The organism is Pantanalinema sp., assembly GCA_036704125.1.
In the GTDB taxonomy this organism is placed as follows: domain Bacteria; phylum Cyanobacteriota; class Sericytochromatia; order S15B-MN24; family UBA4093; genus JAGIBK01.
The window spans coordinates 55,556-75,764 of sequence record DATNQI010000076.1 but is presented as its reverse complement, the minus strand read 5'-3'; the positions used below and the strand labels follow the sequence as shown (position 1 = coordinate 75,764).

General features: G+C 68.1%; 17 protein-coding genes. 6 read left to right on the top strand and 11 right to left on the bottom strand.

Annotated features, from left to right (window positions below; all coding sequences use genetic code 11):
- Nucleotides 1-2: 2 nt before the first annotated feature.
- Nucleotides 3-2,444, bottom strand: coding sequence for a heavy metal translocating P-type ATPase (locus V6D00_12345; GenBank protein HEY9899965.1), 2,442 nt, complete (start codon nt 2,442-2,444; stop codon nt 3-5).
- Between the two features lie 121 nt (nt 2,445-2,565).
- Between V6D00_12345 and V6D00_12340 the strand changes: the two genes are divergently transcribed.
- Nucleotides 2,566-3,021 carry a heavy metal-responsive transcriptional regulator gene (locus V6D00_12340; protein ID HEY9899964.1) on the top strand — a complete coding sequence of 152 codons (456 nt, stop codon included), beginning with the start codon at nt 2,566-2,568 and terminating at the stop codon, nt 3,019-3,021.
- Nucleotides 3,022-3,025: 4 nt separating this feature from the next.
- Here V6D00_12340 and V6D00_12335 read toward each other — a convergent pair whose 3' ends face one another.
- From V6D00_12335 to V6D00_12320, 4 genes are read right to left on the bottom strand one after another with little or no spacing between them, the layout of a single operon-like run.
- A complete protein-coding gene (locus tag V6D00_12335; protein ID HEY9899963.1) occupies nt 3,026-4,900 on the bottom strand; it encodes a radical SAM protein in 1,875 nt (624 codons plus the stop codon).
- Nucleotides 4,897-5,181 (bottom strand): hypothetical protein, encoded by a 285-nt coding sequence (locus tag V6D00_12330; protein HEY9899962.1) that lies wholly within the window; start codon nt 5,179-5,181, stop codon nt 4,897-4,899. The genes V6D00_12335 and V6D00_12330 overlap by 4 nt, the downstream gene beginning before the upstream one ends.
- Before the next feature lie 9 nt (nt 5,182-5,190).
- Complete coding sequence (locus V6D00_12325; GenBank protein ID HEY9899961.1) at nt 5,191-6,456, bottom strand: hypothetical protein; 1,266 nt, start codon at nt 6,454-6,456, stop codon at nt 5,191-5,193.
- Between the two features lie 55 nt (nt 6,457-6,511).
- Nucleotides 6,512-7,327 (bottom strand): hypothetical protein, encoded by an 816-nt coding sequence (locus V6D00_12320; GenBank protein ID HEY9899960.1) that lies wholly within the window; start codon nt 7,325-7,327, stop codon nt 6,512-6,514.
- A gap of 363 nt (nt 7,328-7,690) precedes the next feature.
- Between V6D00_12320 and V6D00_12315 the strand changes: the two genes are divergently transcribed.
- Entirely contained in the window at nt 7,691-8,503 is an 813-nt protein-coding gene (locus tag V6D00_12315; GenBank protein HEY9899959.1) for a lysyl oxidase family protein, read from the top strand.
- 22 nt (nt 8,504-8,525) lie between these two features.
- On the opposite strand, the gene V6D00_12310 is transcribed toward V6D00_12315, so the two are convergent.
- Together V6D00_12310 and crcB are read right to left on the bottom strand one after the other, a co-directional pair.
- Nucleotides 8,526-8,864, bottom strand: coding sequence for a DUF190 domain-containing protein (locus V6D00_12310; protein HEY9899958.1), 339 nt, complete (start codon nt 8,862-8,864; stop codon nt 8,526-8,528).
- 15 nt (nt 8,865-8,879) lie between these two features.
- Nucleotides 8,880-9,260, bottom strand: coding sequence for a fluoride efflux transporter CrcB (crcB, locus tag V6D00_12305; protein ID HEY9899957.1), 381 nt, complete (start codon nt 9,258-9,260; stop codon nt 8,880-8,882).
- A gap of 262 nt (nt 9,261-9,522) precedes the next feature.
- On the opposite strand from crcB, the gene V6D00_12300 reads away from it, so the two are divergent.
- A complete protein-coding gene (locus V6D00_12300; GenBank protein HEY9899956.1) occupies nt 9,523-11,403 on the top strand; it encodes a PAS domain S-box protein in 1,881 nt (626 codons plus the stop codon).
- Nucleotides 11,404-11,430: 27 nt separating this feature from the next.
- Here V6D00_12300 and V6D00_12295 read toward each other — a convergent pair whose 3' ends face one another.
- From V6D00_12295 to V6D00_12280, 4 genes are all read right to left on the bottom strand, one after another.
- Nucleotides 11,431-12,159 (bottom strand): sulfite exporter TauE/SafE family protein, encoded by a 729-nt coding sequence (locus V6D00_12295; protein ID HEY9899955.1) that lies wholly within the window; start codon nt 12,157-12,159, stop codon nt 11,431-11,433.
- On the bottom strand, nt 12,156-12,887 hold the full coding sequence (locus V6D00_12290; GenBank protein ID HEY9899954.1) for a hemerythrin domain-containing protein: 732 nt from the start codon (nt 12,885-12,887) through the stop codon (nt 12,156-12,158). Before V6D00_12290 ends, V6D00_12295 begins: the two co-directional genes overlap by 4 nt.
- A 101-nt stretch (nt 12,888-12,988) precedes the next feature.
- Complete coding sequence (locus V6D00_12285; protein HEY9899953.1) at nt 12,989-13,810, bottom strand: M56 family metallopeptidase; 822 nt, start codon at nt 13,808-13,810, stop codon at nt 12,989-12,991.
- Nucleotides 13,807-14,187, bottom strand: coding sequence for a BlaI/MecI/CopY family transcriptional regulator (locus V6D00_12280; GenBank protein ID HEY9899952.1), 381 nt, complete (start codon nt 14,185-14,187; stop codon nt 13,807-13,809). The genes V6D00_12285 and V6D00_12280 overlap by 4 nt, the downstream gene beginning before the upstream one ends.
- A gap of 323 nt (nt 14,188-14,510) precedes the next feature.
- Between V6D00_12280 and V6D00_12275 the strand changes: the two genes are divergently transcribed.
- Genes V6D00_12275 through V6D00_12265 form a run of 3 tightly spaced genes read left to right on the top strand, consistent with a single transcriptional unit; the run spans nt 14,511 to nt 20,186 of the window.
- Complete coding sequence (locus V6D00_12275) at nt 14,511-15,722, top strand: TolC family protein (GenBank protein ID HEY9899951.1); 1,212 nt, start codon at nt 14,511-14,513, stop codon at nt 15,720-15,722.
- Between the two features lie 4 nt (nt 15,723-15,726).
- Nucleotides 15,727-17,049 (top strand): efflux RND transporter periplasmic adaptor subunit, encoded by a 1,323-nt coding sequence (locus V6D00_12270; protein HEY9899950.1) that lies wholly within the window; start codon nt 15,727-15,729, stop codon nt 17,047-17,049.
- Nucleotides 17,046-20,186, top strand: a complete 3,141-nt coding sequence (locus tag V6D00_12265) for a CusA/CzcA family heavy metal efflux RND transporter (protein ID HEY9899949.1) — start codon at nt 17,046-17,048, stop codon at nt 20,184-20,186. The genes V6D00_12270 and V6D00_12265 overlap by 4 nt, the downstream gene beginning before the upstream one ends.
- The last annotated feature ends 23 nt before the right edge of the window (nt 20,187-20,209 follow it).

The window sequence follows — 20,209 nt, the reverse complement described above, 5'->3', positions numbered from 1 at the left end:
CCTTATCTCCCGAAGCGCCGCAGCCGCAGGGCGTTGCCGACCACGAAGAGCGAGCTGAAGCCCATGGCGCCGGCGGCGAGCATGGGGTTCAGGAAGCCGAGGGCCGCCACCGGGATCCCGATCACGTTGTAGAAGAAGGCCCAGAAGAGGTTCTGCCGGATGTTGGCGAGGGTCGCGCGGCTGAGCCCGATGGCCGAGGCCACCCCGCGCACGTCCCCCGAGACCAGCGTCAGGTCCGAGGCCTCCATGGCCACGTCGGTGCCGGTGCCGAGGGCGATGCCCACGTCCGCCTGGGCGAGCGCCGGCGCGTCGTTGATGCCGTCGCCGACCATGCCGACCGTCTGGCCCTCGCCCTGGAGCCGCTTGACCTCCTTGGCCTTGTCCTGGGGCAGCACCTCGGCGAGCACCCGCTCGATGCCGGCGCCGCGAGCGATCGCCTCGGCCGTGCGCCGGTTGTCGCCCGTGATCATGACGACCGAAAGCCCCTGCCGCTTCAACCCCTCGACGGCCTCGCGGGCATGGGGCTTGAGGGCGTCGGCCACCGCGAGGACCCCCGCGAGCTTGCCTTCGATCGCGACGTACACGGCGGTCTTGGCCTCGCCCTCGAGGCGCTCGGCCTCGCTCGCGAGGCTCCCGACGTCGATGCCGCGCGCTTCGAGCAGGCGCTTGGTCCCGATCAGGACGCTCTTCCCCTCGATCACGGCCTGGATGCCGCCGCCCGCGATCGCCTCGAAGCCGCTCACCTCGGCGAGAAGGATCCCCCTGTCCTGGGCGCCGCGGACGATCGCCTCGCCCAGCGGGTGCTCCGAGCCGCGCTCGGCGCTCGCGGCGAGGCGCACCAGCGCCGGCGCTTCCTGGCCGGGAGCAAGGAGCACGTCGGTGAGCGCCGGCTTGCCCACCGTGAGGGTCCCGGTCTTGTCGAAGACGACGGTCGTGAGGTCCCGGGCGCGCTCCAGGACCTCGCCGCCCTTGATCAGCAGGCCGTGCTCGGCACCCTTGCCGGTCCCCACCATGATGGCCATGGGGGTGGCGAGGCCCATGGCGCAGGGGCAGGCGATGACGAGCACCGCGACCGAGGCGGTGAGGGCGGCCGCCCAGTCGCCGGGCGCCCCCCAGAAGAACCAGCCGAGGAAGGTGAAGAGGGCGATTCCCACCACGATGGGCACGAAGACGGCCGACACCTTGTCCACCAGGCGCTGGATGGGGGCCTTGCCGCCCTGGGCCTCCTGCACCAGCCGGATGATCTGCGAGAGGGCCGTGTCGGCCCCGACCTGGCGGGCGGTCATGACGAAGGCGCCGGTCTTGTTGAGGGTCGCCCCGATGACGGCGTCGCCCTCGCCCTTCTGCACCGGCAGGCTCTCGCCCGTCAGCATGGACTCGTCCAGGCTGGAGTGGCCGCGCGCGATCACGCCGTCGGTCGGCACCCGCTCGCCGGGGCGCACCAGGAGCTGGTCGCCCACCTGGATCCGCTCGACCGGGATGTCGGATTCGACGCCGTCTTTGACGAGGCGAGCGGTCTTGGGCGTCATGCCCATCAGGCGCTTGATGGCCGCCGAGGCGGTGCCCTTGGCGCGGGCCTCCAGGTACTTGCCCAGGAGGATCAGGGTGATGATGACCGCCGCCGTCTCGTAGTAGTAGTGGCCGTGGCCCGCCACGAAGAAGGTCTGGTAGAGGCTGAAGCCGAAGGCGGCGAGCGTCCCCAGGCTCACCAGCACGTCCATGTTGGCCGAGCCGTGCTTCACGGCCTGGTAGGCGCTGCGCATGAACGGCCCGCCCGCCCAGAACTGGACCGGGGCGGTGAGGGCCAGGAGCAGGTACTGGAAGCCCGGGAACTGCAGCGCCGGCACCATCGAGACCAGGAAGACCGGCAGGGTCAGGGCGCCTGCGACCAGCAGGCGGTTGCGGAGCCTCAGCAAGTCGGCGGCCTTCGCCTCTTCGTGGTGGGTGAGGGCCTCGGCAGGAGCGGCGCTCGGGATGTGGAGGGCCTCGTACCCGGCGTCTTTTACCGCTGCCTCGAGCTGGGCGGGGCTCACGCTGCCGGGCGCGAAGGTGACGCTGGCGTGCTCGTCCGCGAGGTTGACCGTGGCCTCCTGTACGCCGGGGACCTTGCGCAGGGCCCGCTCGACCCGACCGGCGCACGAGGCGCACGTCATGCCCCGGATGCCGAAATCCGCTTGCTCGATCTCGGCGGCTTGGGGCAGCGTCGCGTGGTAGCCGGCGTCCTCGATCGCCTTGACCAGGGCCTCGGGCGCCACTTGCTGCGGGTCGAAGACCACCCGGGCCTCTTCGGTGGCGAAGTTGACCGAGGCCTCCTGCACGCCATGCAGCTTGTTGAGGGCCCTCTCGACGCGCGCGACGCAAGAGGCGCAGGTCATCCCCTCGACCTGGAGCGAAAGGTGCGCGCCCGGCTGCGGCAGGGTGGGGGTGGTCTCGACGTTCCGCATGGCGGATTCCTTTCACGGCGGCTTGCGGGGGCAACGACTCCAAGGTACTCTTTCCAGTTGACTGGAAGGTCAAGGGGGAGCGCGCCGTCCATTATGCGACCGGGGCCGAGGAGGGAAAAGCATGGAAGGGGGCTTGTTCATCGGGGAGCTGGCCAAGCGGGTCGGGGTGAACCCCAAGACCATCCGCTACTACGAGTCGCTGGGGTTGCTATCCGAGCCGCAGCGCTCGGAGTCGGGCTATCGCCTCTACGTCGAGTCCGACGCGGAGCGCATGCGCTTCATCCTGGGGGCCAAGGCGCTGGGCCTCTCCCTGCACGACATCAAGGACATCGTGATGGCATGGGGCGCGGGCGAGGCGCCGTGCGACCACGTGAGCCACCTGCTCGACGCGCGCCTTGTCGAGCTCGACCGGCGCATCGCGGAGCTGGTCGCCTTCCGCGACAACCTGCGGACCTACAAGGAGAGGGTGGATCGCATGGAGCGATCGCCGAACACCCCCTGCAAGCACATCGCGGGGGTGGCGGCCGGCCAGTTCCACGTCCCGGCGGTGGAGCTGCCCACGGTGTTCCACAAGTAGCGCGCTAGAACACTTCCTCGCAGGTCGTCGGGATGGCGAAGCGCGTCAGCTTGTAGTTGCGGACGTGGTCCAGCCCGAAGCGGGACAGGTAGAGGTGGATGTTCTCCCGGTAGCGCAGGAAGAACCACAGCGCGTACTGGTAGGCCTCGCCGCTGCGCTGGGTGCACTCCTTGAGGACACCCTTCAGCTCGGCGGGGGTCATGCCCTTGCTCATGCGGTAATGAAGGTTGGTGGACAGCTCCTCGCTGTCCTCCACGATGTCCACGATGCCGAGCTCCTCGGCGTCCAGGTACAGCGGGCTCTGCTTGCCGAGGGTGAACACCGAGCGGCCGTAAGAGTGGATGATGTCGGTGTTGGAGGTGATGGCGTCGATGGTGCTGCGTGCCTCCTCCAGGGTCTCGGTGGGGAAGCCGAAGAAGATGTAGGCGAAGTTCCAGACCCCCGCCTCGGTCGAGGCCTTCAGGATGTCGAACCGCTTCTCCGGGTCGATCCCCTTCTTGATCAGATCCAGGATCCGCGCCGAGCCCGACTCGAAGCCCCACAGCACCATCCTCAGCCCCGAGCGGTGCAAGAGCTGAAGCAGATCGGGCGTGATGGCCTTCTCCAGTCGCCCGTTGCAGAACCACTCGATGTCGAGCTCTTCGTCGATGAAGCGCTGGGCCATGCGGCGCATGTAGACCGGCCGGATGGCCTCGTCGACGAACTGGAAGTGCCGCACCCCGTACGTGTCGCGCAGGTGACGGATCTCGGCGACCAGCCTGTCCAGGGTCTTGGTGTCCACCTGGATGCCGAAGTCGGTGTCGCAGAAGGTGCACTGGCCCCAGTAGCATCCCTTGCTCGCCTGGATGGTCAGCACCAGCTCCGGGGTCAGGTACTTGTCGAGGGGCAGGCCGGCGAGGTCCTGGATGCCGGTCTTGTCCATGCGGGGGACGGCCTGCTTCTTGGTCTCCTTGACCGTGCCGTCCTCGCTCAGGTACAGGAGGTTGGGAGCAAGGGCCAGGTCCTTGCCCTCGGCCAGGATCTCGGAGAGCTGGACCAGCTGGTCCTCGCCCTCGCCGAGCGCCAGGCTGTGGGCGAAGGTCTCGAAGAACGCGGGCTTCTCCAGGAGCACGTCCTTGAGCCGGGAGAAGAAGTTGCCGCCGATCCCGATGTGGCATCCCTCGGGGGCGGCCTGCTTGAGCAGGCGCGCGAGCGTCAGCCCGGGCACCACCTGCGAGAAGGAGCTGATCGAGATGCCCACGTAGTCGGCCTCGATCGAGAGCAGGTCTTCAAGCTGGCGCTCGAAGAAGTTGTAGAAGAGGTTGCGCTTGGCATCGGAGGCGATCGCCGTCAGACTCTCGAGGTTCAGCCGGATGTCCGGCTGCTCGAAGTAGTTGAAGCTCAGGTGCGCCGGGTAGTACGGCATGGAGATCAGCTCGAGGGCCTGGTCGATGGTCTGGAAGGCCTCGATCAGCATGTCGGGGTTGTAGAAGCGCCGGGGGTCCTTGAGGGTCTCCTTGGCGTCCAGGATGACCCGGGGCAGCTGCTCCAGCAGCGGCCCCTTCTCGTCCACGTAGTCCCGGATGGCCTTGGCGCGCAGGGCGTCGAGCCGCGCGTCGATGCAGTCGTCCCCTCCCAGCATGCGCAGGGTGCTGCGGGTGCCCAGGTACTCGTAGTCCAGCCGCAGCCGGGAGAGCGCCATCGAGAGGGTCTCCGGGCTGAGCATCTGGTCGTAGTACTCGACGTTGAGGTCGCGCACGGCGACCTCGACGCCGTTGGCCCGCAGGTGGCCCATCAGGGTCCGCAGCGAGTAGTGCGGGTTCTGGGGGGACCACTGGGGAGGGAAGATCAGCAGGACGCGCGGGGCGCGCCCCTCGTGCCGGGCGCCGGGATCGCTCATTGCAGCTTCCGCTTGAGGTGGGCGTTGACGCCGAGGAAGAGCTCGGCGGCCTTGTTGAAGTCCGAGAGCTCGGCCATCACGGGCAGCTGCTCCTCCAGGCGCAGCCGGTCGATCTCGGCCAGGATGGCGTCGTGCTCCTTGCGGGCCTCGAGCACGTGGTCGCGCGGGCCGCTCAGCTTGAGGCCGATCAGGCGCTCCTTGAGGGCGTACTCGCGCTCCACGAGCTCACCGAGGCGCTTGATGCGCGCCTTCACTTCGTCTTGGGTCAGTAGCTTCAGCATGGTAGGGTCCTACTTCGCGGTGCTTTCGGGGGCCTTGGCGGGGACGTCCTCGGGGTGGTAGCCCGCCCCGCGCAGGGTGTCCTCGAAGTTGAGGTCCTTGAGGTCGATCTTGCCGCTGCCGTCGGTGTCGGCGATCAGGGCGTTGCCGGTCAGCTTGTTGACCAGGGTGTCCTTGCCGTTGACCTGCTGGATGTCGCAGTCGATGCCCACCTCCTTCTTCAGGAGGTCCTTGAGCTCATCGAGGGAGACGGGCTTGCCCTCCTGCTTGAGGGTGGCGTACATGGCGAAGAGCTCGACGCCGTACATCTTGAACAGGTCGTCGCCGCCCTTGACCTCGATCAGCTTCAGGTCGCGCTGGGCGTCCCCGATCCCGCCGACCTTGGTCAGGCCGCCGACCGGGGTCTTGGCGCCGCCGGCCTTGGCGGGGCCCTTGTCCTCGGGGGTGTCGCTGGGGCCTCCCGAGCTGCCCTCCATCTCCTTGACGAGCTGATTGCCCCAGTAGTTGGACCAGTAGGCCAGAGCGTCCACCTTCTTGTGCTCGCCGGGCCCCGGAATGCTGCTGGGGTCGATGCCCGCCGCCGACAGGGCCGCCTCGAAGTTCATGTCGCCCATGTCCAGGGCGCCGTTGCCGTTGGTGTCGGCGATCAGGGCGTGGCCGTTCTCGGTGTTGATGAGGGTGCCGTTCTCGATCTTGGTGTCGATGCCGTAGCTCTCGCTCAGCTGCTTCTGCATCTCCTCGAGGGACATGACGCCGCCCTGCTTGAGGATGGCGTACACGGCAGCCAGCTCGCTCGGGTACATCTTGAACGACTTGTCGGCGCCCATGCCCGAGCCCGCGACCTCGATGACCTGCTCGGGCGGCGGGGCGGGCGGGGCGGGCGGCATCGAGACGGTCTCGGGCGGCCTGGTGGTAGGCGGGGCCTGCACCTCGGTCGGGGTCGGGGTGGGCGTGGCGGCGCTGGGGCCGGCGGGGGGATCGGTGGGGGCGGTGACCTCGATCCCGGGCGCCACGATGGGCGTGATGTCCTTGGCCTCGTGGTAGGCGGGGGTGAAGAAGGGATCGACCGCCTCGGAGAAGCGGCCCTCCACCGTACCCGCCTGGCCGAGCTGGGATCCGGCGCCGACGGTGCCGAACTGGCTCGAGTCGCCGCTCACCGAGGGGGCAGCACCGGGGGCTTCCGTCGCTGGTGCCTCGGCAGGGGCCGTGAGCGGCCCGGTGCCCGAGTTGCGCGGGAGGTTCTGCAGGGGGTTGATGTTGACGCCGTCGATGGCCATATCGCGTGCTCCTTTTCGTCGATTCGTGCGGATTCTGACGAGAGTTCAGGCCTGCCTAGAAGCGCAGCTCCTTGACGACGGCGCCCTTTTCGTCGGTCCAGACCTCTTTGATCACGTTGTTCTGCGCGTCGTAGGTGAAGTCCTGCTTGACCTGGAGCTTCTCGCTGGGGCCGATCAGCTTGAGCGAGGCCACCCGGTCCTGCTTGTCGATGGTGTAGACGAAGCGGCTGCGGCAGGTCCCCTGGCCGTCGTGCCACCGGCGCTCCAGCAGGTTGCCCCGCGCGTCGTAGGAGAAGGCGTTGAAGCCGCGCAGGCGGTTCTGGGCGTCGTGGTGCAGCTCGGAGGCAAGCTCCCCCTTGGCGTCGTAGGTGTAGCCGTGGCGCTTGAGCAGCCGGTTCTGCGGGTCGTACCACGACTCCTCGACCAGCTGCGATCGCGCGTCGTACCCCGAGCGGATCGAGTAGAAGAGGTTGCCGTGAATGTCGTACTCCGCGCGCCAGAGCATCAGGCCCGTGACCGGGTCGCAGTGGTAGACGTGGTAGTTCTCGATCCGGCCGTAGCGATCGATCCAGATGGCGTCCGCGATCTCCGGGCTCGCGTCCCGGTAGCGGTAGACCCGCAGCGAGGGCCTCGAGAACTCGCGGACGAACTTCTCGAAGAAGACCACCCGGCCCCGGTCGTCGTGGTGGTGGACCTGGCGATCGAAGGGGGCCTGCCCCTTCGGGTACTCCCGGACGCCCTCGACCTGGGCGTACTTGTTGATCTTGCCGGACTTGAAGGATCGGCAAGCCTTGATCTGGGCCTTCGCCTCGGCGATGAGCTGGTCGGGTTCCTGGACGGGCTCGAGTGTCTGGGTGCCTGGGTACAACATTCCACCTGCTCCTGATACCGGGCCGGGACGAGTGGCCCTCTGGATCCCCTTGTCGTCAGGGGGATGGTCGGCGCTTCGTGATTTGATGAAAAATTATCATTTTCTCAACGATCTGATGATGATCGATTGATTGTGCGAAACAAAGTCAAAAAGCACGAAGTCCCGCGGGAAAATTCTAGACGAAGCGGGGCGTGGAAGAATCCGTAGGATCTACGTCATTTGCGATCGCGCCTCCGCGGGTCACTTGATTGCTCACCCCTCGATCCTTCAGCACTTCCAGCCTTCATGGGATCGCTCGCGCTGCGCTTAGATGGTCGCCAGCAGGGTTCCCTGGACGATTTTCTTTCGTGAAGGAGAGCATGGATGAGGACCGCGAAGGTCATGATTTCGCTCGTGGGCGTCGGACTCCTGGTCGGGGGCTGCAGCAAGGCCGAGCAAGGCGATCTCTTCTCCTCGAAGAGCGGCCTGCTCAAGATCAGCGCCGAGGTCTCGGCCCGCTACCCCGATCTCGTCGCGACGCCCGCGGCTTCCGAGTACCTCAAACCCAACGGGCGCAAGATCGAGTTCCGCTTCAGCAACACCATCGGCAACGCGGGGCCGGGCCACTTCCAGATCAGGGCGGTGCCCCGCGGTGCGGTGACGAGCGCGAGCCAGGAGATCATGGACGACGCCGGAGAGATCGTGCAGACCCGGATGGTCGGCGAGTTCGTCTATCACCCCAGCCACCAGCACACCCACCTCGACGACGTCTGCAACTACGAGCTGAGGCGCGGCAGCCCCACCGGAGCGCTCGTGCGCCAGGCCGACAAGGTCAGCTTCTGCATGACCGACACGATCCCCTACGGGACCGGCGGAGTGGTGCGCCGCTACGCCGAGTGCCAGCCCAACCTGCAGGGCATCTCGGTGGGCTGGGCGGACGTCTACGGCGCCGAGGTCCCGGAGCAGGACCTCGACGTGGCCGGCTTGCCCGCAGGCGAGTACTACCTCCTGATCATCCTGGATCCGCAGCGCAAGTTCATCGAGACCAACACCGGCAACAACACCTCGTGGATCCGGGTCTGGCTCGACCCCGACAACCTCCGCGTCACCAAGCTGGGCGCCTCGGCGGACCTGCCCACCTCGATCACGGGGGACCGGCAGTTCTGGCGGCCCTTCTGGCGCCGGGGCGGCGAGTAGAGCGCGCTGCGGGCCCGTTTGGTCAGGCGTCGCGGTGCCGGTAGGTCACGACCTCGACGTCCTGCAGGGTCACCAGCCCCTCCTGCACCATCTCGTCGAGGATCGGCCGGAAGCGCGCGATGCGCTCGGCGGAGTCGACGATCTGGATCACGACGGGCAGATCGGTGGAGAGCGTCAGGAGGTGGGCCGTGTGGATCCGGCTGTGGGCGCCGAAGCCGGCCTCGCCTCTCAGGACGGTCGCGCCGGCGAGGCCTTCACGGCGCGCCCGCTCGATGATGGCCACGTAGAGGGGCTGGTGGTGCCACTTGTCGGTTTCGCCGAGGTAGATGCTCAGGAGCTTGCCGGGGCCTTCGAGGTGCATGGGGTGCCTCCTGTCTCAACCGAGGGCGCGCGCCGCGACGACGCCGAGGTAGGTCGTCAGCAAGCCGGCAAGGACGCTGCCCAGGACGTAGGCGAAGGCCAGGGCGAGGTTGTTCTCCTCGAGCAGCCGGATGGTCTCGAAGCCGAAGGTCGAGAAGGTGGTGTAGGCCCCCAGGAAGCCGACGGCGACGAGCAGCCGGGCTTCGGGCGGGATGAGGGTGGCGCGCCGGAGCGCGAGCGTCCCGAAGAAGCCGAGGGCCAGACAGCCCGTCAGGTTGATGAGGAGCGTCCCGTAGGGGAAGGCCGTCCCCAGCCTCGAGGCGATCCAGTTCCCCAGCGCATAGCGGCTGATGGCCCCGAAGAACCCGCCGCTCCCGACCCACACCAGCTCCCACACGATTCGTGCCCTCGATAACGAAAAAGCCCCTGTCCGGCACGCCCCACGCCGGCAGAAGCCCTCGGCCCTTCAAAACCGGCGCCATCGTAGCCGCATCGCGGGAGAATGTCAAAGCGGGGCCCGATGCATGGCGGCCAATGAGCCTTTGTAATGAACGGCCCGACCTGGGAAAATACGGAGGGCCTGCTCAGCCAGTCGTGGGGAGATCTCGCCCATGCCGGATTCAGCCGAGAATAGCGCCGCTGAGGCCGCTCATGACCAGTTGAGACGCCGTGCGGAGCTGCTCGACGTCATCCACGACGCCGTGACGGTCCGCGACCTGAGCAACCGGATCACCTTCTGGAACCGTGGGGCCGAGCTGCTTTACGGCTGGTCGAGCGCCGAGGTGATCGGGCAGGTCGCCCACCACCTGCTGAGGACGCGCTTCCCGAGCTCGTTCGAGGAGGTCATGAGCGCCCTGCACCGGACGGGCCAGTGGGAAGGGGAGCTGCTCCACTTCAGGCGCGACGGCTCCGCGATGGACGTCGCCAGCCGATGGATCTTGCGCCGGGACGAAGCAGGGACCCCCTACGAGATAGCCGTCATCTGCAACGACATCACCGCCAAAAAGCAAGCAGAGGTCGCGCTGAGCGACTCGCTGCGTGAGCGCGAGACGCTCTTTCGAGGCATCCTCGAGGCCTCGCCCGACTCGATCGTCCTGGTGGACCCGCGCGGCGTGATCGTCCTGGTCAACCCCGAGGCCGAGCGCACCTTCGGCTACCGGCAGGACGAGCTGATCGGACGTAGGATCGAGCTGCTGGTCCCCGATCGATACCGGACGCAGCACGTCACCGACCGCACGCACTACGCCGAGCACGCCCGCATGCGCCCCATGGGGATCGGCCTCGAGCTCCGCGCCCGCCGCAAGGACGGGAGCGAGCTTCCCATCGAGGTGAGCCTGAGCCCCCTCAGCACCGGCAGCGGCCACGTCATGGCGGTCGTCCGGGACATCACCGAGCGCAAGCGCGCCGAGCAAGAGATCGAGCGGCTGCGGCGCCTGCAACGGCGCGAGTTCGAGCTGATGGTCAAGAGCGTCAAGGAGTACGCGATCTTCATGATCGGCCCCGACGGCCGCATCGTCACCTGGAACGAGGGGGCGACGAAGACGACCGGCTACCACGAGGCCGAGGTCCTCGGGCAGCCCGTCGACATCCTGTTCACGCCCGAGGACGTCCAGGCGGGCAGGCCGAGACGGGTGCTCGAGGAGGCGTTGAGCAGGGGAAATGCCGAGGAAGAGGGGTGGCGCGTCCGGAAGGACGGCACGCGCTACTTGGCCAACGTCACGACGACCGCCATGTTCGACGAGCGGGGGCGGCACGTCGGATTCGCCCGGATCATCCGGGATCTCACCCAGCGCAAGATCATCGAGGAGATCCAGGGGAGGCTCAAGGTGCTGGAGGAGACCGACCGCATGAAGGACGAGTTCCTGTCGGTCATCAGCCACGAGCTGCGAACCCCCCTGAACCTCATCACGGGCTTCGCCAGCATCATCGAGGACGAGACCGCCGGTCCTCTTACCTCCGAGCAGCGTGCCTACCTCGGCAAGATCATGAGCGGGGCCGACCGGATGCTCGTGCTGATCAACAACCTGCTCGACGTGAGCCGGATCGTGGCAGGCTCGTTCACCCTGAGCCCGGCGCCCACGCTTTACATGCCCATCGTGAGCCAGGTGCTCAACACCCTGGAACCGATCCTCAAGGAGAAGGGGCAGCGCATCGCGTGCGACGTCGCCGTCCCGGGGGAGATCGAGATTGACGGTCAGCGGATCGTCCAGGTGCTGACTAACCTGGTCGAGAACGCCAGCAAGTTCACGGCCCCGGGCGGTGAAATCGCTGTCCGGGCCTACCTGAACGGCACCGAGCTGGTCACCGAGGTGAGCGACACGGGAATCGGCATCGCCGCCGAAGACCTGTCCAAGCTCTTCCGGCGCTTCATGCAGCTGGACATGAGCATGACCCGCAGCGCGGGCGGGAGCGGCCTGGGGCTGAGCATCTGCAAGGCCATCGTGGAGGCCCACGGAGGCCGGATCGGGGCGCGCAGCGAAGGGCTGGGCAAGGGCAGTACCTTCTGGTTCACGCTGCCCCTACGCGAGCATGCCGACTGACGTCGGCCTCAGAGCGGGACGATCGGATCAAAGCAGGCCCCGCGCGAGCATGTAGAGGCCGAGCACGAGGACGACCCCCGACACCAGGGGCCGGTACACGGCCTCGGGGATCCGCCTCAGCACCCGGTTGCCCACGCAGGTCCCCACGAGCGCCCCCGCGGTGGCGATCGCGATGCTGGGCCACTGGCCGGCGAGCTGATCGCCCTGGGTGACGAGGTAAACGGGCAAGCGCGCCCCGTCCACCAGGAGCCCGACGGCGGTCGCGGTGGCGACGAACGCCTCCTTGGGCACGTCGAACCCCAGCAGGGCTGCTGAACGGATGCCCCCCTGGTTTCCGACCAGGCCTCCGAGCAGGCCGGAGAGGGCCCCGGCCCCCCAGGCCCAGGGCCCCCGGAAGGCAAGGCGCTCGGCGAGCCCGCTCAGGCCGCTCAGCCCCACGAACACGAGCAGGCCGCCGAAGACCAGCGTGAGCGCCTGCCCCGGCGCGTAGGCGTGGAGCAGCGCCCCCGTGAGGCCGCCGGCGGCGCTGCTCGCGCCGAAGCCCGCGAGCACGCGGCGGTCCAGGTGCGCGCGCAGGATCCAGAAGCGGTAGGCGGTCGCCGCGGCGTGCGGGATCGAGACCGCGGCGACCGCCAGCTTGGTGTCCATCTGGAGGGCCAGCAGGGGGGTGAGCATGCTGCCGATCCCGAAGCCCGAGACGGCCGCGACGGCCCCCGCCACCACCGAGGCGAGCAGGATCCAGAGGTCGAAGCTCATCGCGGGGTGAACTGCGCGAGCTCGTAGAGCCCCAGCGCCTTCTCCATGTCCGCCACGCGAGCGACCACGTTCTCGAAGCCGTTCGTGCCGAAGAGCGATTTCTCCTTGTCCTCGAAGAGGTCGCCGTACCGGTCGTACTCCTTGGGGGTCACGACGCTGCGGAAGGCGGGGAAGAGGACGGTGTCCTCCCGGGCGGCGTGGGGCTCGTACATGCGAACGAACGCATGCAAGGCGTCGGCCAGCGCGCGGCGCGCCTCCGCCAGACGTCCCGCGCGCTCGGCCTGGGCGAGGATCTCCGCGGTCAGGCGGCGCCCGCCCTCGTGCTGCTGCCTGAGGACCTTCACCAGATCGACGTGCTTGCCGGCACGCTCGAAGTGCGGGAACAGGTGATCCTCCTCCAGCTTCTCGTGGTAGTCCTCGATGAAGCGCTTGACGAGCTCGGCGGCACCCGAGAGCAGCTTGGGGTCGACGTCCTGGCTGCCGAGCAGGCGCTGCTCGGCCTCGCGGTAGATGAGCAGGATCCGGCGCAGGACGCCGTGCTCGCGCATGAGGTCCTCGACCGGGAGGACCTCCTCGACATCCGCCTTCACGGTGGGCTCGCTCGCAGCCAGGGCCTTCGCGCCGCCGACGCGATCCGTCGGCAGGCAGGCGGACAGGGCGAGCCCGGCGCCAAAGGCGCTCGCCAGGCGAAAGAACCCGCGGCGCGTGGTGGCAGCTTCGTGGTCCATGCCTTCCTCCCTCGTCATGGGGTGTCGCCTGATCAGCATCAGCGATCGCTGCTGCCGGGACCAGGATCGATCTCGCCAACCTTTCGGAAGGGGAGGAAGGATCAGGGGGAGCAGAGCCGCATGCAGAGGGGCACGGCGACGAAGGGAATGAGCGGCAGCGCCGCGACCAGGCCCAGCCCCGCGATCGCGAGCTGCATGGGCATCGTGGGCGGGGCGAGCGCCTTGGCGAGCGCAGGCTCGGGGGCCTGGGGCCCGGCGTCGAGGAACTTCTGCCGAGCGGAGCGCAGGGCCTCGTCGGTGCCGAGGACCTCGCCGGCGGATCGATCCGCCGCTTCCTCCATCGCGCTGTCGAGCTGCTGCCAGGCGCCGTGGGCGCCGGGGACCCCCTTGACGGCGCGCCAGAACAGCGAGCCGAACCAGCGGTACAGCCGATCCCCGCGCCGCGTGTGGGCCAGCTCGTGGGCGACGAGCGCTTCCCACTCCCGGTCGTCGAGCCGGTCGAAGGTCCAGGTCGAGACGACGATGCTCGGGGGATTGTCCAGCACGCTGAAGGCCAGCGGGGAATCCAGGACGACGGCCCGCAGCGAGGGGACGCTCACGCCCAGCCTTCGTGCCAGGCGCTCGATCACCGCGAGGCGCTCCGGGTCGTCCACCTCGACGGAGGCCTGGTCGGCGAGCCTGCGGGAGCGGCGGGCCCTGAGCAGATTCCCGACGAGGCTCGAGCAGAGCCCGCCGGCCGAGGCCAGGGCCACGGCGCTCCCCGCGATCCCGAGGGTCGGGGAGGTGTGCTGGCAGCCCGCGTACGCCATCATGCCGACCCCCAGGCCGGTGGCGAGCAAGAGGGAGACGGGCAAGCCGAGGGCGGCGAGCGCCGCGCTGCCCTCGGCCAGCAGGATCCGGCGAGGCGAGACCGCCGCCGTCATGGCTGCTTGTGGCCGATGGCGCGCGTGAAGCACGCGATGGCAGGGTCGGTGAAGTCCTTGAGCAGCTCGTCCACGATGCGGGTGACCGCCGCCTCGGTGAAGCGCTCGTAGGTCTGGGTCGCGCGGTAGGCGTACGCCTTGCCGGTCTGCTCGACGGCGAGCAGCCCCTTCTTGGCGAGGTTGCCCATGACCGTCATCACGGTGGTGTAGGCGATCTTCCGGGTCTCCCCCAGCACCTCGTACACCTCGCGAACCGTGATCGCGGCGTCGGGGCGAGCCCAGACGACCTGCATGATGTCGGCCTCGAGCTCGCCGAGGAGCTTCTTGAGGCCCGGGCGTCCGGGGTGAAAGGCACCGCCTTCGGGTTCGTGGGTCATGGTCGCTCCTGCGGGCGAGGGAGGGGTAATCCTTCTCTCCGATGCGGGTACGTATGAAGCGGCTTCGTAGACAGTAGTCTACTGCCCTGATTCGCTCCAGGTCAAACCCCACGATGACCCCTGAAGGGTTGACCCTCCACCTGACGGGAAGGTTTAGGATGACGGCGAACGATTTCGGAAAGGGCTTGCGCTCGTGCCCCTTTCGGGTGTACTAATCAACTTAGTAGTTCACCTCCTCTGGAAGGACCTCCCTCATGCGTGACTCCCTTCGATGCTCGGTCCTGTCTCGATTCCGCGTTGTGCTGGCAGCTTGCCTGTGCCTCGTGGCGATCGCTCCGGCGGCGCTCGCGGCCGAGAGCGCAACCCTGGCCGAGCTCCTGGATCAAGCCGAGCGGAACAACCCGGAAGTGGCCGCGGCGCGGCTGCGCTGGGAGACCGTCCGGGCCAGGGCGGGCTACGCGGGCGACCTGGAGGCGCCGAAGGTTTCGGCCTCGATCATGGACTTCGCCAGCCTGGGAGGGCCGAAGATCGCGCTGTCCCAGATGTTCCCGGGTGGGGGCAAGCGGGAGCTTGTGGTCGAGGTCGCGCGACGCGAGGCCGAGATGGCCGAGGCCCAGTACCGGCAGGCACGCCTGAGCGTTCAAAGCGACTTGCGCCAGGCTTACTTTGAGCAGCTCTACCTGGATCGGTCCCTTGCCATCTACCGGCAATCCCTGGAGCAGCTCCGCAACATCCGCAAGATCGCCGACGCCAAGTACGCGGTGGGGGCCGGCCTGCAGGTGGAGCCCTTGCGCGCGCAGCTCGAGCTCTCGAAGGTGCTGGAGCGCGGTCTTTCGCTGGAGCAGCAGGTGGAGGCCGGGCGTGCCCGGATCAACGCGCTCGCGAATCGCCCGGTGGACGCCGCGATCCAGCTGCCCAGGGACTTTCCTGCGATCGCCCCGGTGCCCGACGCGGGGATCCTGCTTGCCCGGGCGGAGGCGCAAAGCCCCGCGCTCAAGGCGATGCTGGCCAAGACCGAGGTCCAGCGCTCGGAGCTCGCGCTGGCGCAGCGGGACAAGGGGGTGCCCGACTTCGACGTGGGCCTGGAGACGGGCCGCAGCATGCCGGGCGACATGGTCTACCTGGGTGGCATGGTCGGCATCAACCTGCCATGGCTCTCGGCGAACCGCTTCGACGGCCGGATCCGCGAGGTCGAGGCCGGCCTGAATGAGGCCAGCGCGCAGGTCCAGGCGGAGCGCAATCGCCTGCGCTACGAGGTCAGCGACCTTCGATCGAGGCTGCGCCAGATCGAGCGCCAGCTTCAACTCTACGACCAGGGCGTCTTGCCGCAGGCCACGCAGGCTTTCAAGGCCTCCCTGGCCGCGTACCAGGTCAACAAGCTGGACTTCAACGCCGTGCTGGAGAGTCAGCTGGCGATATTCGAGGTCCAGACGGCCGTGGCCCGGGCCAAGGCGGATCACCACCAGGCGCTCGCCAAGCTTGAAGCCACCATCGGTGCCCCGCTGGGCGCCCGGCAACCCAAAGTGACGGAGTAGGACAATGACCTTCGACTGGCAACACAAGACCACCCGGATCCTGGTCCCCCTCCTGGGGGCGGCCATCCTGGCCGCGGGCACCGGGGTGGGCTACACCTGGCTCCAATCGCGCTCCGCGAGCGTGCATGCGGATCACGCGCACGGCGAAGAGACCTACACCTGCCCCATGCACCCCCAGGTGAAATCGGACAAGCCGGGATCCTGCCCGATCTGCGGCATGGACCTGGTGGCCGTGAAGGCCGCGCCCGCCCCCCAGGCTCATGACCAGCAGCACGCCGCGCCGGCGCCCGAGGGGCTCCAGGAGGTGGTGCTCTCGCCCGAGCAGCAGGTGCTGGCGAACGTGAAGACCGAGGCGGTCGCTCCTCGCTCGCTTTCGAGCGCGGTGTCGGCCCCCGGCAAGATCACCTACGACGAGACGCGCCTCTCGCAGCTCACCGCGTGGATCGAGGGCCGCATCGAGCGGCTGTACGTCGATGCCACCGGCGATCGCGTCTCGAAGGGCCAGCCCATCGGCACCCTCTACAGCCCCGAGGCGGTCGCGGCCATGCAGGAGTACCTGGTGGCCCTGCGCTCCTACCGCGAGATGAAGGGCAGCGCCTATCCCGACCTCGCCGAGGGGGCCAAGAGCCTGGTCGAGGCCTCGCGCCAGCGCCTCAAGCTCTGGGGCATCACCCCGGCGCAGATCAAGCAGCTGGAGCGGACGCAGTCCCCGACCCTCGCCCTGGCCATCAACGCGAACACGTCCGGGGTGGTGCTCAAGAAGCTGGTGCAGCCGGGCCAGTACGTGAAGACCGGCGACGTCCTCTACGAGATCGCCGATCTCTCGCGCGTCTGGGCCGAGGCCGACGTGTTCGAGGCCCAGATGAAGGACGTGAAGGTCGGCCAGCGCGCCGAGATCACCACCCCCGCCCATCCCGGCAAGACCTTCGTGGGGCGGGTCTCGTTCATCTATCCCTTCCTCAACCCGGAATCCCGGACGGTGAGGATCCGGGTGGATCTCGCCAACCAGGACGGCAGGCTCAAGCCCGACATGTTCGTCGCGACGACCTTCAAGGCCCCCGCGCTCGGAGCCCAGCCGCTCGCGGTCGCAGCCTCCGCGGTCATCGACACCGGCCGCCGCAAGCTCGTCTACGTCGAGACGGCCCCGGGGGTCTTCAGGCCCCGCGAGGTGTCCCTCGGCCAGAAGGCGGGGGACCACTACCCCGTGCTCTCGGGCCTCTCGAAGGGTGAGAAGGTCGCGACGTCGGGCGGCTTCTTACTCGACGCGGACAGCCAGATCCAGGCCGGAATGGGCGCTGCGGATGCGCACCAGGGAGCCCACCGATGATCGAGCGCATCATTGAATGGTCGGTTCGCAACCGCTTCATCGTCATCATCGCGCTGGTCGGCCTGATCGGCTGGGGCACCTGGTCCATCACCCGGACCCCGCTGGATGCGATCCCGGACCTGTCCGAGAACCAGGTCATCGTCTTCACCGAGTGGCCGGGGCGCAGCCCGCAGGTCATCGAGGACCAGATCACCTACCCGCTCTCGGCGAGCCTCCAGGGGCTGCCCGACGTCAAGGCGGTAAGGGCCAGCTCGGCTTTCGGCTTCTCGATGATCTACGTGATCTTCGACGACAAGACGGACCTCTACTTCGCGCGGACCCGCATCCTGGAGCGCCTGGCCTCGGTGTCGGGCAACCTCCCCGCCGGGGTGACCCCGGCGCTCGGTCCCGACGGGACCGGGGTGGGCCACGTCTACTGGTACACCGTCGAGGGCAAGGGCCTCGATCTCGGCCGCCTGCGCGCCATCCAGGACTGGTACCTGCGCCTCCAGCTCCAGAGCGTGCCGGGCGTCGCCGAGGTGGCCTCCATCGGGGGCTTCGTCCGCCAGTACCAGATCGAGGTCGATCCGGCCAAGCTCTTCACCTACGGCGTCAGCCTGAAGGAAGTGGCGGATGCCGTCCGGATGAGCAACAACGAGGTGGGCGGCGGCCTGGTCGAGCAGAACGCGGCCGAGTACTCGGTCCGGGGCCGGGGCTACATCCAGAGCGCTTCCGACCTCGAGAAGATCGTCGTCAAGACCGCTCCGGGCGGCATCCCGGTGACGATCGCCAACGTGGGGAGCGTCCAGCTTGGCGCCGAGACGCGGCGCGGGGTCCTCGACAAGAACGGCGATGGCGAGGTCGTCGGCGGCATCGTCGTGATGCGCCACGGCGAGAACGCCAAGGCGGTCATCGACCGGGTCAAGGCGAAGCTCGTCGAGCTCGAGAAGGGCCTGCCCGCGGGCGTGAGCGTCCATGCGGCCTACGACCGCTCGGATCTCATCGAGCGCGCCGTCGACACCCTCAAGGAGGCGCTGGTCGAGGAGGCGGTCATCGTCAGCCTCGTGGTGCTGGCCTTCCTCTTCCACATCCGCTCGGCGCTCATCATCGTCCTCTCGGTGCCCGTCGCGGTGCTGGTGAGCTTCATCCTGATGCGCCAGTTCGGCATCACCAGCAACATCATGAGCCTGGGCGGGGTCGCGATCGCCGTGGGCGTGCTGGTGGACGCCGCCATCGTCATGGTCGAGAACGCGTACCGCCACCTGGCCGAGCAGCGGGAGGCGGGTGAGGAGCCGGACTACCTCGAGACCGTGATCGTCTCGGCCAAGCAGGTGGGGCGACCCATCTTCTTCTCGCTGCTCATCGTGCTGCTCTCCTTCACGCCGGTCTTCATGCTCGAGGGGCAGGAGGGGAAGATGTTCCATCCCCTGGCCTTCACCAAGAGCTTCGCGATCGCGGGGGCGGCCGTCATCGCCATCACCGTCGTCCCGGTGCTCATGAGCTTCCTCTTGCGCGGCCGGGTGCGGCCCGAGGAGGAGAACCCCGTCTCGCGCTTCTTCATCCGGCTCTACAAGCCCGTGCTCACGACGGCCCTTCGCTTCAAGAAGATGACCGTGGGTCTGGCCGTGGCGAGCGTCGTTTTGAGCGTGCCGCTCGCCATGAGCATCGGAAACGAGTTCATGCCCCCGCTCGACGAGGGGAGCCTGCTCTTCATGCCGACCACCCTGCCCGACGTGAACATCACCGAGGCCAAGCGCATCCTGCAGGTCCAGGACAAGATCCTGCGCGCCTTCCCCGAGGTGGAGTCGGTGCTCGGCAAGGTGGGACGCGCCGAGACATCCACCGATCCGGCGCCGGTCAGCATGATCGAGACGATCATCAACCTCAAGCCGCGCTCGGAGTGGCCCGACCCGCGCAAGCCCAAGGACGACCTGATCGCCGAGATGAACCATAAGCTCTCGATCCCGGGCGTCAGCAACGGCTGGACCCAGCCCATCATCAACCGGATCAACATGCTGGCCACGGGCGTCCGGACGGATCTCGGCCTGAAGATCTACGGCTCGGACCTGCGCGAGCTGGAGCACCTGGCGGTCAAGGCCGAGGGCATCCTGAAGGGGATCCCGGGGGCCCAGGACGTCTTCGCCGAGCGGGTCATCGGCGGCCGGTTCGTGGACATCACCCCGAACCGGGAGGCGATCGCCCGCTACGGCCTGATGGTGGAGAACGTCCAGGACGTCATCGAGACGGCCATCGGCGGGATGAACCTCACCACCTCCGTCGAGGGCCGCGAGCGCTTCCCCGTGCGGGTCCGCTACGCCCGGGAGCTGAGGGGGGACCCCGAGTCCCTCGGAAGCATCCTGGTGCCCACGCCCACGGGCGCCCAGATCCCCCTCTCCCAGCTCGCCGACGTGCGCTTGACGACGGGTGCTCCGATGATCAACAGCGAGAACGGTCTTCTGCGCTCGATCGTGTTCCTGAACGTCCGAGGCCGGGACATGGGCAGCTTCGTCGATGAGGCGAAGGCGCGCCTTTCTAGCGACCTCGAGCTGCCGAAGGGGACCTATCTCTCCTGGAGCGGCCAGTACGAGAACCAGAGCCGGGCGGCCGCGCGGCTGCGCGTCCTGGTGCCGATCGTGCTCGCGGTCATCCTGTTCTTCCTGTACCTGACCTTCCGGTCGCTGGCCTCGTCGGCGATGGTCGTGCTCTCCATCCCCTTCGCCCTGATCGGGGGGCTCGTGCTCCAGAAGGTGCTCGGCTACAACTTCAGCGTCGCCGTCTGGGTCGGCTACATCGCGCTGGCGGGGGTCGCCGTCGAGACGGGCGTGGTCATGCTCGTGTACCTGAACGAGGCCCTTGACCGGATGCTTTTGGGGGGCGCCATCACCCCGGCCGACATCGAAACGGCGACGATGGAGGGGGCTGTTTTCCGTCTGAGACCGAAGCTGATGACGGTGGCAGTGGACTTCATCGGCCTGATGCCTATCATGTGGAGTCAGGGAACCGGATCTGACCTGATGAGGCCGATCACGGCTCCCATGATCGGCGGGCTCTTCACCTCCACGGTGCTCGTCCTGATCGTGATCCCCGTCCTCTTCACCCTCTGGAAGACCCGGCAGCTCAAGCGCGGGACGCTCGTCCCGTCCGGCCTGGAGCACTGACCTTCGCGCCCTTTTGACGAAAG

What these genes read in the sequence shown, in the direction of transcription:
- V6D00_12280 (HEY9899952.1), bottom strand. Translation starts at nt 14,187, where the DNA reads ATGACCCACGAACCCGAAGGCGGTGCCTTTCACCCCGGACGCCCGGGC.
- V6D00_12265 (HEY9899949.1), top strand. Translation starts at nt 17,046, where the DNA reads ATGATCGAGCGCATCATTGAATGGTCGGTTCGCAACCGCTTCATCGTC.
- V6D00_12285 (HEY9899953.1), bottom strand. Translation starts at nt 13,810, where the DNA reads ATGACGGCGGCGGTCTCGCCTCGCCGGATCCTGCTGGCCGAGGGCAGC.
- V6D00_12345 (HEY9899965.1), bottom strand. Translation starts at nt 2,444, where the DNA reads ATGCGGAACGTCGAGACCACCCCCACCCTGCCGCAGCCGGGCGCGCAC.
- V6D00_12290 (HEY9899954.1), bottom strand. Translation starts at nt 12,887, where the DNA reads ATGGACCACGAAGCTGCCACCACGCGCCGCGGGTTCTTTCGCCTGGCG.
- V6D00_12295 (HEY9899955.1), bottom strand. Translation starts at nt 12,159, where the DNA reads ATGAGCTTCGACCTCTGGATCCTGCTCGCCTCGGTGGTGGCGGGGGCC.
- V6D00_12270 (HEY9899950.1), top strand. Translation starts at nt 15,727, where the DNA reads ATGACCTTCGACTGGCAACACAAGACCACCCGGATCCTGGTCCCCCTC.
- V6D00_12330 (HEY9899962.1), bottom strand. Translation starts at nt 5,181, where the DNA reads ATGCTGAAGCTACTGACCCAAGACGAAGTGAAGGCGCGCATCAAGCGC.
- V6D00_12310 (HEY9899958.1), bottom strand. Translation starts at nt 8,864, where the DNA reads ATGCACCTCGAAGGCCCCGGCAAGCTCCTGAGCATCTACCTCGGCGAA.
- V6D00_12335 (HEY9899963.1), bottom strand. Translation starts at nt 4,900, where the DNA reads ATGAGCGATCCCGGCGCCCGGCACGAGGGGCGCGCCCCGCGCGTCCTG.
- V6D00_12325 (HEY9899961.1), bottom strand. Translation starts at nt 6,456, where the DNA reads ATGGCCATCGACGGCGTCAACATCAACCCCCTGCAGAACCTCCCGCGC.
- V6D00_12320 (HEY9899960.1), bottom strand. Translation starts at nt 7,327, where the DNA reads ATGTTGTACCCAGGCACCCAGACACTCGAGCCCGTCCAGGAACCCGAC.
- V6D00_12340 (HEY9899964.1), top strand. Translation starts at nt 2,566, where the DNA reads ATGGAAGGGGGCTTGTTCATCGGGGAGCTGGCCAAGCGGGTCGGGGTG.
- V6D00_12315 (HEY9899959.1), top strand. Translation starts at nt 7,691, where the DNA reads ATGAGGACCGCGAAGGTCATGATTTCGCTCGTGGGCGTCGGACTCCTG.